Origin of the sequence: Candidatus Kaelpia aquatica (genome assembly GCA_030765335.1) — a bacterium.
GTDB lineage: Bacteria > Omnitrophota > Gorgyraeia > Kaelpiales > Kaelpiaceae > Kaelpia > Kaelpia aquatica.
This window is the reverse complement of the sequence record JAVCCU010000025.1, coordinates 14,348-27,547: the sequence shown is the minus strand read 5'-3', so window position 1 is coordinate 27,547 and position 13,200 is coordinate 14,348. Positions and strand designations below refer to the sequence as shown.

At 37.3% G+C, this 13,200-nt stretch carries 12 protein-coding genes; all 12 read right to left on the bottom strand.

Translation table 11 applies throughout. From position 1 onward, the window contains the following. Positions 1 to 19 precede the first annotated feature (19 nt). Positions 20 to 724 (bottom strand): polyprenol monophosphomannose synthase, encoded by a 705-nt coding sequence (locus P9X27_04340; protein MDP8253613.1) that lies wholly within the window; start codon positions 722 to 724, stop codon positions 20 to 22. Between the two features lie 189 nt (positions 725 to 913). After that, on the bottom strand, positions 914 to 1,384 hold the full coding sequence (gene greA, locus P9X27_04335; GenBank protein ID MDP8253612.1) for a transcription elongation factor GreA: 471 nt from the start codon (positions 1,382 to 1,384) through the stop codon (positions 914 to 916). A 1-nt stretch (position 1,385) separates the two neighbouring features. After that, a complete protein-coding gene (locus P9X27_04330; protein ID MDP8253611.1) occupies positions 1,386 to 3,245 on the bottom strand; it encodes a phosphoenolpyruvate carboxykinase (GTP) in 1,860 nt (619 codons plus the stop codon). Positions 3,246 to 3,354: 109 nt separating this feature from the next. After that, complete coding sequence (locus P9X27_04325) at positions 3,355 to 4,857, bottom strand: hypothetical protein (GenBank protein MDP8253610.1); 1,503 nt, start codon at positions 4,855 to 4,857, stop codon at positions 3,355 to 3,357. A gap of 118 nt (positions 4,858 to 4,975) precedes the next feature. Next, entirely contained in the window at positions 4,976 to 5,824 is an 849-nt protein-coding gene (gene argB, locus P9X27_04320) for an acetylglutamate kinase (GenBank protein ID MDP8253609.1), read from the bottom strand. Continuing rightward, positions 5,824 to 6,978 (bottom strand): bifunctional glutamate N-acetyltransferase/amino-acid acetyltransferase ArgJ, encoded by a 1,155-nt coding sequence (gene argJ / locus P9X27_04315; GenBank protein ID MDP8253608.1) that lies wholly within the window; start codon positions 6,976 to 6,978, stop codon positions 5,824 to 5,826. The genes argB and argJ overlap by 1 nt, the downstream gene beginning before the upstream one ends. Continuing rightward, positions 6,975 to 7,997 carry an N-acetyl-gamma-glutamyl-phosphate reductase gene (gene argC / locus P9X27_04310; GenBank protein ID MDP8253607.1) on the bottom strand — a complete coding sequence of 341 codons (1,023 nt, stop codon included), beginning with the start codon at positions 7,995 to 7,997 and terminating at the stop codon, positions 6,975 to 6,977. Before argC ends, argJ begins: the two co-directional genes overlap by 4 nt. A 1-nt stretch (position 7,998) precedes the next feature. Next, complete coding sequence (locus P9X27_04305) at positions 7,999 to 8,757, bottom strand: undecaprenyl-diphosphate phosphatase (GenBank protein ID MDP8253606.1); 759 nt, start codon at positions 8,755 to 8,757, stop codon at positions 7,999 to 8,001. Further along, a complete protein-coding gene (locus P9X27_04300; GenBank protein MDP8253605.1) occupies positions 8,754 to 9,968 on the bottom strand; it encodes an HD domain-containing protein in 1,215 nt (404 codons plus the stop codon). Before P9X27_04300 ends, P9X27_04305 begins: the two co-directional genes overlap by 4 nt. 1 nt (position 9,969) lies before the next feature. Next, on the bottom strand, positions 9,970 to 11,166 hold the full coding sequence (locus P9X27_04295) for an electron transfer flavoprotein subunit alpha (GenBank protein ID MDP8253604.1): 1,197 nt from the start codon (positions 11,164 to 11,166) through the stop codon (positions 9,970 to 9,972). Continuing rightward, complete coding sequence (locus tag P9X27_04290; protein ID MDP8253603.1) at positions 11,163 to 11,951, bottom strand: electron transfer flavoprotein subunit beta/FixA family protein; 789 nt, start codon at positions 11,949 to 11,951, stop codon at positions 11,163 to 11,165. The genes P9X27_04295 and P9X27_04290 overlap by 4 nt, the downstream gene beginning before the upstream one ends. Further along, complete coding sequence (locus P9X27_04285; protein MDP8253602.1) at positions 11,948 to 13,105, bottom strand: acyl-CoA dehydrogenase family protein; 1,158 nt, start codon at positions 13,103 to 13,105, stop codon at positions 11,948 to 11,950. Before P9X27_04285 ends, P9X27_04290 begins: the two co-directional genes overlap by 4 nt. Positions 13,106 to 13,200: the final 95 nt, after the last annotated feature.

Here is a 13,200-nt window from a genome sequence, read left to right as displayed (position 1 = left end):
TACGTAATAGCTTAATTATTCAATTACATCTTTTAAAAGCAAGCCTTATGAGTGTAAAAACCGAAATCAAAACTTCCTTGATATCTAACTTTGACTTACCTCTTTCCCGCTCTCTATATATAAAAGGTACTTCTTTTATACCATAACCCAATCTTCTAGCATAGAAGGTTGTCTCAACTTGGATAATATAACCTCTAGATATAGGGCCTTTTTTTATAAAATCTTCTATAAAATCTCTTGAGAACCCTCTAAAACCAGAGGTTGCATCTCTCACTCCTAGTCTTAGCATAATACTAGTTGCCAGATTGGCTAAACGGCTCACTAATATCCTAAACAGAGACCAATTCTCAACCCCGCCTCCGGCTATATTTCTGGAGGCTATAACAAGGCCTGCAGAGTTCAAACCTTTTAATATTAAATCAATATACTCAGGAGGATGAGAGAAATCAGCATCAAGCTGTATTAACCTTTGATAACCATTGGCCATACTATAGCGATAGCCAGAACAGAGCGCCCTGCCTAAACCCTCCTTTCTTTCTCTAAAGAGCAGTTTGACTTTATCATCCCTCATAGAGAACTCTCTAACCACTTCATAAGTCATATCGGGAGAGTTATCGTCAATAACTAAGAGATCAAACTCAGGATATCTCTTCCTTAATATATCTATAAGGAAAAGGATGTTCTCTCTCTCATTGTAGGTTGGAACTATTATAGCTGTCTTCAAAAAATAAAATATTAACGTTAAACTTAAAGAGACTTGAGATCCATTATATTACCTATTAAACGAAAAAACTACTCTTTCCAGCAATATCACAGTAGAAAAGAGATAGAATATAGCTGTATTAATGAAAACTATAGAAGATAAAAAATTGATAAAAGATTAGCTATTACAAACAAGCTCTACAGGTAAATCTTACCGAGAAATATCGATGACTCTATATTTTAAGACTCCAGCCGGAATTTTTATATCCAGCTCATCTTCTCTCTTATGCCCCAGAAGAGCCCTTCCTATAGGTGAATCAACAGAGATAAACCCTTCTGAAGGATTAGATTCATCAGCACCGACCAATTGGTACTCACACTCCTGTTTATCGCCAAGATCAAGCAGCTTGACCTTTGCTCCTATCCTTATCTCATCTTTTGAAATATCAAGATTATCAATAAATTCAACTGTTGAGAGCTTTGCCTCTATCTCATAGATCTTTTTCTCGTTCAACCCCTGCGACTCTTTAGCTGCATGGTACTCGGCATTCTCTTTTAAGTCTCCTAAGGACCTAGCATGCTCTAAGTCTTTAGAGATCTGCCTACGCTTAACAAACTTAAGATGCTTAAGCTCTTCCCTTAATTTTTCATAAGCTTTTTTGGATAGATACGTTATTCCCATTTTAAATAAATTTATCTGGGATTATTAAATCGCCGAATTTATCCTGAGCCTCTTTAACTCTGCTCTCTTGCTCACTTAATATAGAGAAGATCTCTTCAGGAATATCTTTAAATCCATTATAGATATTCCTTATTCTCTCAATCTTCTCTAAGTTCTGAGGACATCTAATGCTGAAGAACATATTGTATTCATCCAAAGAGAACTCTTTATTCAATAATTCTTTAAACAGCCTCTCTAAATCTTTACATTCAGGAATGCTCCCTATAGGGGTACTGACTGCACCTACCTTCTTGTTTACTCTTAGTTCCATCCATTTAAGCCACACCCTCTTATCATGCATACCGCTTATATACTCGCCATGCTCATTAAGTAGAAAATAATTTACACCGAATATAACCGGGGGCTCTTTAATATCTTTTACAAAATCAAGATGGTTCTTTAGATATTTTCCTATTGGAATAGACAGAAAATCTAAATTAGCCATCAGATTAAACTTACGCTCTCCGGTTTTGCCCAAAGTTGCTGCAGTTGTCTCAGACTCCAAAGACGCTGCAATTGAGACAACACCATGAATCCAATTGAAGCTTTCAAATACAGGTACCCAGGTATTAGAATCCCTGCCGCCATAGATTACCCCTTTTACAAATACTCCTTTAGGATTATCTAGCTCACTATCTACATTCTCTAAATTCTTAAGACTTATTGTATATCTTGCGTTAGGATGAGCAAAAGGAATCTCATTGCCGGATTCATTTTTTTTGCCTACATGCCAAGACCCTGAAAAGTTCTCTCCATCATCCGGAGTAACCCTGCCATCGTTTTTCCAATAAGGAGTTTTGTCTTTAATCAGTATATTTGAGAATATCGCCTCTCCTTCTTTATTGAGTGCCTCCCATATCAATGGAGCATCATCAGAGTTAACATCTTTCATAATACCGAATATACCCCTCTCAACATTAACAGCATAGACTCTATCATCTCTCTTCTTTAAATAAGCAATATCATCTCCTATAATTCTTTCACCTTCCACCATACAAGTAGAAGTCTTACCGCAAGACGATGGATAGGCCCCTGTAAAATAGTTCTTATTGCCATCTTCATCATGTACAGCCATAACAAACATATGCTCAGCAAGCCAACCTTCATGGTCAGCCTTTTTTATTGCAAGGCGAAGAGCCAGCTTCTTTAAACCTACAGTATTGCCGGCATACTGAGTATTTGTCGAATATACTGTATCTTCTGAGAAATCAACATAAACGCGCCTCTTATCTATATTCTTACTTGCTTTGTTTTCATCTAACTCTCCTGCTGAATGAACATATCTAAAGAAATCAAGATCCGGGTTTTTCTTAAAAACCTCATATGCTCCCCTATAGAGAATATCTTCGGAATGGGATACATAAGAAGAATCTGTTATTTGAACAGCATAAACAGAGAATTCAGAATCAACAGGACCTAAACCCATAAAGAGAACGTACATCTCTTTACCCTTCATAATATCTTTAAGCAGCCCTTCTATCTCATCTAATCCTTTAACTCTATCGATAGAGTTAAGGCCTTCGAGTTTAGAGTCTGGAGTGACCAAAAATTTAGTATTCTCTTTATCTCTAGCCTGATCACGGATACCATCAAAATGAATGGTATGACCGCTCTTCTTAAGAGATCTCTCCTCTCCAAGCTCTAGCGTCTTGCTTCTAACATACTCTGCATCCTGATCTGAATCGTTTCTAATAAATACGCTATCGGGATTACAGAGCTCAACATACTTAACGATAAAATCAACAACCTCCTGGCCCAAGCCAGAAATCTTCTCTAAACTATCACTATCACATCTCTCTTTCAATAAATCTAGTCCTACCATATCTTCCTCCTCATTTAATTAGTGGATAAGATTATACTAGAAAGGTCTTAAAAAACAAGCACACTTTATATTTGCAAAAAGATAAATTTGAAAAAACTATATAAAAATACTACATATTCTCAACGCCGATTGTCGTCAAAATTTCTTTACTACGTTGACCAAGAAGTTCTCTTACTGTATCTGTCATTCCGTTTTCTTCCAAATACTGCCAAAAATAACCTTCTATTCCCTGATTACCACTACTTCTTCGGTAGGCATTGAACATACCAATAACTTCCATGCCTTTATCCAATCCTAATATAAATGGTGAAACTTCCCCGTCTTGTGTTATTGAATCTAGGAATCCATAATTTGAATTATTGACATCTGGATTTAAACTTATCATTGCTTCTAAATTTTCTAATGTAGCTTGTATTTGAGGGCTTGCTACATCATACCCAGACAATACACCTAACGCTAAAAAACTAACATATATAGCAACAGGATTATTGCGCGGATTTCCAGCATTACCATATTGCTCTAAACCAGGAACTCCATTTTCACTATCGTAAATATACTTAGAAGAAACAGCCGCACAAGGAGACCAACCCCAAATATTTAAATCAAGCTTATCTGCTACATCAATCTGAATTTCTACCCAACGTCTGGCATTCTCTATAAATCCAGCAATAACATTTTCACCTGTATCAGGATTTTCCACCTCAGGTCCCAAGAAAAGAAGCGGCATAAGTATAGTCCAGATCTGTCCACCCCATGCAGGAATAACACTAATTTCTTCCCCCTCATTAGTAGTATATGTCTCTCGATAAATCGATATTGAGTCGCTAGGCGCTATGACACTATCAGGCACATTGTCTGTTGACGTTGCAACTATTGCAGGTAATAGCACCTCACTGCCAAACTGCCCGACGCTATATCCTTTATTAGAATCGCCGTACAACTGGCCATTATTGGAATAAAAGAAATTAAAATCCATTTCATCTAAAATCAACTGACATCTATCGCTAACTACAGTTCCTTCAAACGCTTGATTTGCTATCATTAAAGCTGCTGCCAAATAACCGCTGTTAAACACATCTGAAACGTTACTCAGTTTATGTTTATTAAGACTGGGTAAAGACACAAAATCGTAAAGAAAACCGTTTTTTTTCGCTGCTTTATCTATGGAATTTAAAACAATATCCATTTTTAATAAAACTTGATCATCTGTCATAATTTCTAAATCTCTTTGGATAACTAAATTCAATATCTGCAAACCAATTTCCAATCCGCTTACTTTTTTATCTACAGGTATTAGTTCATTTCCTTCTCCTACTCTTACTACATCATATGGCAAGCCTGTATTTTGCTCGACCATACCATTAAGACCTTCAATAGCCAGAATTAGATAAGAGTTATAAAGCGTTTCGGAATTTATTTCATTTAATTGTTGACTTAACAATATCTCGTTTAGTCTCTTGTTAAACGCGTTACCCGAAAAAACTTTTGAATATTCACCAGAAGTAATGCTCGGCAAAACAAGTGGGCATTGCTCCAAATCCTCAGAGTTAGAATAAGAACTAAACGACAAGAATAGAATTGGAATAATAAATAATATAATTAGTTTCTTCATAAATTATCTTTCTATAATTGCTGCCCCTTATAATCTATGATATTTATACCATAAAATAAACCTATGTCAAATTGCTAAACAAACTTTTTAAATTTATTTAATTAGAAAAGATAGGTTACTAGACTATAATCTCTGTGCCTACACCCTCTTCCGTAAATACCTCCAGAAGAACAACATGGGGCACTCGACCGTCTAAAATGTGAGTCTTTCTGACGCCTCTATCTAAGGCTCTAAGGCAGGCTTTTACTTTAGGCACCATACCGCTTGATATAACATCCATTCTTATAAGATCATCTACTTCTGAGGCATGTAAGCTTGGAATCAAACTCTCCTCATCGCTCTTATCTCTTAAAATACCCTTTACATCAGTGAGAAGAACTAACTTTTCAGCATTTAAACTTATTGCAAGTTCTGCAGCCATATCATCTGCGTTTACATTGTATAACTCACCATCTTTATCAAGCCCAACAGGCATAATTACAGGCACAATCTCTCTCTCTGTGAGTTTTAAAATGCTCTCTGAGCTTATCTTATCAACTACTCCTACGTAGCCTAAATTTTTTGATTCTTGCCTTACAGATACATTTTTATCTATCTTAGGATTAATACCCTGCGCATTACCTCTAAAACTTTTGATCTCACTAACTAGATCCTCATTCATATTCTTAAGCACCTTATAAACCATCTGCATGGTCTTTTTATTCGTAACTCTCTTTCCTTCAATGAACTTAGATATTCCCCCTGATTGAGCTATCAACTCTGTGATCTTATAGCCGCCACCATGAACAATAATCGGCTTTATACCTACAAGAGACATAAAAGCTATATCTTTTAATATATTATTTTTTGCATCTTCACTCAATAAAGCCCTGCCGCCGTATTTAATTACAATAATTTTTCCTCTAAACTCTTCAATATAAGGAAACGCTTCAACTAGAATATGGGCTTTTTTAATTAAATCTTCCATCAGCTATTTAACTTAACATAATCTGGGGAGAGATCAGTTGTATACATAAAAAAATCATCTCCGCCTTTTTTGAAATCCAAAACAATCTTTACCTCTTTAGACTTCTTCAAATAATCATCCGCTCTCTTTTTATTATTATATAGACTCAGACCATTTTTAACAACTTTGATATTACCATAATTTATATCATAACTCTTGCCAACACCCAAACTTAGAGAGCCGACTGAGGATAGAATTCTGCCCCAGTTAGCGCTATTTCCATATAGCGAGCTTTTAAAGAGCATGGAAGATGCAAGCTTCCTGCATATTTTTTCAGCTACTATTCTACTCTTTGCAGATTTTACTTCTATCTTTACTATCTTAGTCGCCCCTTCACCGTTCTCGACTATTTCATACGCTAAATCATGCAGCACCTTAAAAACACCTTTTATAAATTCATCTCTCTTATCTCTAGAAACCTCAACATCGACAGAGCTAGCACCGTTGGCCAAAGCAAGAAAAGTATCGTTTGTGCTCTGATCAGCATCTATAGATATCCTGTTAAAAGTCAAATCGAGGGCTGATTTTACAATCTTAGCCAGAGAACTCCTTCTTATCTTTGCATCTGTCAAAAGAAACGATAGGGTTGTAGCCATATTAGGCTCTATCATCCCGGCACCCTTAGCTATGCCTAATATAGTAACACCGCTCTTCAATTTAAGAGCAGAGACCTTAGGGTATTTATCTGTTGTCATGATTGCTCTAGCAAAATCTTCTGCCTTAGTGCTTAGAGCCCCTTTAATCAACCTAGGAATACTAGAGACTATCTTCTGCTCTTCAAGAGGTATACCTATTGATCCTGTAGAAGCAATCAACACGTCGGACTTTTTAGTTTTTAGTTCCTTAGCAACTTCAGAACATATTTTTAATGCTGCAGCCTCTCCCTTCTTGCCCAATCCGCAATTAGCACAACCGCTATTTACAACAATAGCCTGAGCTAAACCATCTTCTATATTTCTCTGACAGACCAAGAGAGACTCAGACTTATATTCATTTTTGGTAAAAAATCCAACCGCATCTGCTTTTTCTTCAGTTATTATAATACCCAGGTCTTTAGCTTGCTTCTTAACGCGAGAGTTTATTCCGTTAAAAACAAAACCTTTGGGTGTAATCATATTAACCCTTCTTTTTCATCAAAACCAAGAGCAATATTCATATTCTGTACAGCTTGAGAGGCAGCTCCTTTCCCCAGATTATCTATGCAGGAAATTATCAAAAATGTATTGTCATTTATAAAATCTAAATAACTCAGGTCGCAGAAGTTGGTAAAGGCAACGTCCTTTAACTCAGTAACTTCACCCTTCTTGGAGATTCTGATAAAAGGCTCTTTGGAATAATATTTTTTATACAACCCATAGAGATCTTTTTTCTTTTTATTCTTAAATACAGTATAGATCATGCTGATTATGCCCCTATTAATTGGTATCAGCTGAGGAACAAAGCTTAAATCTACGCTCTTATTTAACTCATCTTTAAAAAACGCTGTAACCTCGGGCATATGCTGATGTTTATTTATCTTATAAGGCCGCAGATTACCATTGAGTTCAGAAAATATTAATCCTGTAGCTGCCTTTCTTCCTGCGCCAGAAGTGCCTGTCTTAGAGTCTACTATAACTTGAGCATTATCAAGCAGTCCTTCCTTTGCAAGAGGATATAGACCCAATATCATGCTTGTTGGATAACAGCCAGGGTTGGCAATAAGCTTAGCTCCTTTAATCTCGCTTCTATTAATTTCAGGAAGACCATAGACAGCCTTTTTTAAATTCTTCTTATCCAAGTGATCTGCCTTATACCACTTCTGATAAGACTTATGGCTCTTAAACCTGTAGTCCGCAGAGAGATCTATCAAGAGGCTCACCTTATCTAGAATACTAGGAGCAATCTTCATAGATACGGTGTGAGGGAGAGCAAGAAAAACAACATCAACAACATCTAAGTCCTTCTTATTAAAATGCTCAACCTTTGTATTTACTATATTCTTAAACTCAGGGAATATTGAATCTATTCTCGCTCCCTTTTTATCCACTGCATTATCCCAGAGCTTATATATCCTAACAACCGGATGTCTGGATAGATAATGTATGAGCTCCTTACCTGTATATCCTAATGCCCCTATTATTCCTACATGTATCATTCTAGCCTCCTATAAATAAGACGATTAGCCCTATTATACAACAGTAGTAGCCAAAAAATGAAAGCTTCTTTCTAAAGACCGTTTTCTCTAGAATAGCAAGAGATGCTAAGCTCACGATGAAAGTTATCACAAAATAACCTACATATGAAATATTAATAACATTAAATGCTTGGAAATTCCAGCTTGATTTTAAAAGCTCATAAACGCCTGCTCCAATTATTGTCGGAATAGCTAAAAGAAAAGAGAATCTAAACGCTTCTTCTCTAGTTAATCCAAGCAATAGGGCTAATACAATGGTAATACCAGAGCGCGATATCCCTGGAAAGACTGAGACCCCCTGCACAAATCCTATCAACAATGCAGATTTAAAAGTTAGACTCTGACTTTGATTCTTTCTTAACCTCGGCAAAAATAACAATACTCCGCTTATTATAAAAAATGGTCCTAAAATATTTAATCCTTCCATGTTGTATATTGCAACAACATATCTTCTAAGATAGAGAGCGACTATGATAGTCGTGCAAAAAGCTGCAAGAACCTTTAATATATATATATTATCTTTTAATAAAATTTTTATTCTGGGATAAAAGTAAAAGAGTATAGCTAAGAGAGCAGCTAGATGAAGGAATATGGTGAAGATAAATTTATCGATATTTAAATTTAATAAATTACTCAAAAATAGAAGATGTCCTGAACTGCTTATAGGAAGAAACTCCGCAATTCCTTGAATAAAGGATAGGATTAAAAGATCAAACTTCACTTATAAATCCTAACTGTCTCCTCAATAATCTTAGGATCAAACTGAGTCCCGGCATTACTCTTAAGCTCTTTTAATGCCTCTTTGAAGGTAAGGACAGGACGATAGGTCCTCTTAGATGTCATAGCATCTAGAGCATCGGCAACCGAGATAATTCTGGCTCCTAGCGGTATCTCTTCGCCTTTTAAACCCTGATGATAACCTTTACCATCCCAGCGCTCATGGTGATATCCTGCAAAAACATATTTTTTAAATGAGGGGATTGAATCAAGCAGCTCAACAGTTATCGCAGAATGCTTTTTGACTATCTGCCACTCCTGCTCTGTCAGCCAAGCTGGTTTATTTAATACCATATGCGGAATAGATAATTTACCTATATCATGCAGATACCCACCCCTTCTTATCATAGTCACTTCATCTTCTGGCAAATTTAACGCTTTTGCAATCTGTACCGAATAATGCGTATCCCCTTCTGAGTGACCCATTGCATTAGAATCTATTTTAAAATCTATTAAATACCCGATGAATGCGAACAGATCATCTTCATCTCTATGGTTAAGGATTATGTTTAAATCCTTGCTCCTTACATATTCTAGAATCATATCCTGAGGCTTAAGATATAACCCCATAAACTCTTTATCTTTTATAATCTCTTTTAAGATATTCAAAATATCAGGGTCAAGCTCTTCGTTGGACTCTAGGACATTAATAGCTGACTGAGGATTGATCTCACTTTTGTTCTGTCCATGCCGAGAATAGATATCAAAAGCATCAGCTGCTCTTAAAATTCTACCTCCAAGCAGAATCTCATTCTTTTTATACTGACGAGGATATCCCACCCCTTTCCACCATTCATGGTGTTCAAAGATATAATCCGACATTCTATACTGACCTTGGAAGAGAACTGGAAACATCCTTATTAAATGCACGCCTCTATAAGGGTGTTCAAATATATCCGGATCTTGAATCTGTGCAAGCAGATCAGGGTGGTGTAGAATATGGTTTCTAGAACCCAAACCTCCTATATCATGCACAAGACCTGCAAAGAACATTAAATCTCTCTCTTGAGGCAATACTTCCTCTGCTATTTTCTCAGACATAAGGGCTACTCTTACCCCATGCTCATATTTACCTTTCTCATCCAAATCCTGAGTTATTGAAAGCAAGTACAACGTCTCTTTTACAAGATTTTCATAATCTTTATCTACTTTCAATTTAGACCCTCGCTTTTTTTAATATTTCATTCAATCTCTTAGTTAAAAGAGGTATAACTTCAAAAAGATCTCCTACTATTCCATAGGTTGCAACCTTAAATATTGGAGCTTCAGAATCTCTGTTTATAGCAACAATAACATCTGAGGATTGCATACCTACTAAATGTTGAATCTGACCTGATATCCCGCAGGCAATATATAGCTTAGGGCAGACAGTACGTCCGGTCTGACCTACCTGATGAGCATAAGGAATCCAACCATTATCTACAGCCGAACGTGATGCTCCAACAGCAGCATCTAAGACCTCGGCTAACCCTTCGATAATCTTAAAATTTTCAGGCTTACCTAAACCATATCCGCCTGACACTACAACATCAGCCTCTGTTAGATTTACACTTTTGCCTACTTCATCTATAACATCAATCAATTTTGTTCTGGAACTTAATTTACCATTATAATTTATCAGTTCAACCTCTCCGCTTCTAGTGTTATCAATCTGAGCTTCTTTCATTACCTTATGCCGCACAGTCGACATTTGAGGCCTATGGTTAGGTGTAATTATAGTTGCCATAATATTACCGCCAAAAGCAGGGCGTGTCTGGAGTAAAATTTTATCTTTAAGGTCTATCTCTAATCCTGTGCAATCTGCAGTAAGGCCTGCGCCTATCTTAACTGCAACGCGAGATATGAGTGCACGCCCAATAGTTGTAGCGCCGGTTAAGACTATCTCCGGCTTATGTTTTTCAATTAAATCAACAAGTACTTGAGTATAAGGCTCATCCAGGTAGTTCTCTAAGAGCTCATCTTCTGCTGCCAAAACTTTGTCTGCTCCGCTGGCTATTAAATCTCTACATACATCCTTTATATTATTTCCAAGCAACACCGCCCAGAGTTGAACTCCTAAACTATCTGCCAATTCCCTGCCTTTTCCAAGCAGCTCATATACGACCGGCTGAACTATTCCTTTTTTTTGTTCCGCAAAGACCCAGACATTCTTATAGGCCGACAGATCACGTTTTATCTCCTCTCTTTTTATCTCAATAGCCGAAAGAGGACAGATCTCAACGCAAGCTCCGCAAAAATTACACTTCTCTAAATCTATTATCAGCTCTTTATCTTTAATCTTAATAGCCGAAAAAGGGCAAGACTTGATGCATACCCCGCAACCGCTACATTTTTCTATTAATACTGTAATCATCCTATCAAAACATCCCTTATTAAATCTGTTAACTTATCAACGTTTTCTGATATATCTCCCTCTAAGATCATGCCTTTCTCTCTAACTGGAGGTGTAAATATCTTCACTACTCTTGTAGGAGAATTGTTTAATCCAACGCAAGATTCATCTAAGCCTACATCAGCTGCCGACCATACTTCTATCTCGGCTCTCTTTGCACGCATCTTGCCTTTAAGTGAAGGGAACCGAGGCTCATTGATCTCTTTTACTACAGTAAATACAGCAGGAAACGGTATCTCTATAACATCATAGCCCTCTTCTGTCATCCGCTCAACAGTCGCCTTATCTCTAGACAGCTTTTCTATATGCCTAACATATGCTGCCTGGGGAAGATCGAGCCAGGATGATATCCCAGGCCCAACTTGGGCAGTATCACCATCTATTGCCTGCTTACCACATATAATTAAACCATAATCTCCTATCTTCTCTATAGCTTTTGATAAGGCATAACTTGTAGCCCAGGTATCTGAGCCTGCAAACTTTCTATCTGATAAGAGCACCGCTCTATCTACACCTAAAGATATCGCTTCTCTTAATGCCTCTTCTGCTTGAGGAGGGCCCATAGTTAAAGCGATCACCTCTACCCCATCCAGCCTCTCCTTAATACGCAAGCCTTCTTCAATAGCATAAGTATCAAAAGGATTAATGATAGATTCAACGCCTTCACGAATTAAAGTATTGGTCTCTGGATCTATCTTGACATTCGTTGTGTCAGGTACCTGTTTTATGCAGACTATGACTTTCACTTTTTCTTAGTCTGCTCCTTGATAAGATGAGATGCAATTACACCCCTTAATATCTGATTTGTACCTTCATATATTTGAGTGATCTTTGCATCTCTCATATATTTTTCTATAGGATACTCTTTCATATAACCATACCCGCCGAATATCTGAAGGCAATCAGTCGTAACCTTCATAGCAACATCGGATGCAAACACCTTGGTTATAGCCGACTCTTTAGCCACAGACATATTACCGCTGTCCACCATTCTGCAAGTAGCATAGATTAAAGCCCTTGCTGCTTCAATCTGCATTGCCATATCGGCAAGCATAAACTGTATTCCCTGAAAACTTGTTATCGGCTTATTAAACTGGTGTCTCTGATGAGCATACTCAGTAGCCAGCTCAAGCGCTCCCTGAGCAATACCCAGAGCCTGCGCTGCAACTCCAGGGCGAGAACAGTCAAAAGTCTTCATAGCAACTACAAAGCCTAGGCCTTCTTTACCCAAAACATTCTCTTTAGGAACACGGCAATTATTAAAAATAAGCTCTCTTGTCGCTGATGCACGGATACCAAGTTTGTCCTCTTTTTTGCCAAAATCAAAGCCTTCCATACCTTTTTCAAGTATAAAAGCTGTTGCACCTCTGGCCCCTTTAGCTTTATTTGTCATTGCAATAACTACATAAGTCTCTGCTTCACCGCCATTTGTAATCCATTGCTTTCTTCCATTCAATATATAAGAATCGCCATCTTTTTGAGCCTTGCTCTCCATAGCAGAAGCATCAGATCCTGCATTCGGCTCTGTTATTGCAAAAGCAGCTATCTTCTTACCGCTTGCAATATCAGGTAAATACTTGTCTTTCTGCTCATCGTTGCCAAAAAGAATAATAGGATAAGTTCCTAGTGCTGAAGCTGCATAGCTTACAGCGATACCACCGCAGGCACGAGAGAGCTCTTCAGCAACGAGGGATAACTCAAATACGCCTCCTCCAAAACCGCCATATTTTTCATCTATGTAGACCCCAAACAGGTCACTCTGAGCAAGGATCTTCATAATATCCCAGGGGAACTCGCCCGATTCATCGTACTCTTTTGCAACAGGGCGTATCTTCTCCTCTGCGATCTTATGAGCCAACTCTTTTAACATCTGCTGTTCTTCTGTTAACAGGTAGTCCAACATTTTAATCCTCCTTAATTTAAATCAGCGCTTTAATGTTAATATAAATAGTCTATTTTGTCAATTAGACTACTTTACCTTGAAAGAATTCAATT

Bases quoted from the DNA above. Each gene is read 5' to 3' on its own strand.
- argB (MDP8253609.1), bottom strand. From the start codon at position 5,824: ATGGAAGATTTAATTAAAAAAGCCCATATTCTAGTTGAAGCGTTTCCT.
- greA (MDP8253612.1), bottom strand. From the start codon at position 1,384: ATGGGAATAACGTATCTATCCAAAAAAGCTTATGAAAAATTAAGGGAA.
- P9X27_04330 (MDP8253611.1), bottom strand. From the start codon at position 3,245: ATGGTAGGACTAGATTTATTGAAAGAGAGATGTGATAGTGATAGTTTA.
- argC (MDP8253607.1), bottom strand. From the start codon at position 7,997: ATGATACATGTAGGAATAATAGGGGCATTAGGATATACAGGTAAGGAG.
- argJ (MDP8253608.1), bottom strand. From the start codon at position 6,978: ATGATTACACCCAAAGGTTTTGTTTTTAACGGAATAAACTCTCGCGTT.
- P9X27_04325 (MDP8253610.1), bottom strand. From the start codon at position 4,857: ATGAAGAAACTAATTATATTATTTATTATTCCAATTCTATTCTTGTCG.
- P9X27_04295 (MDP8253604.1), bottom strand. From the start codon at position 11,166: ATGATTACAGTATTAATAGAAAAATGTAGCGGTTGCGGGGTATGCATC.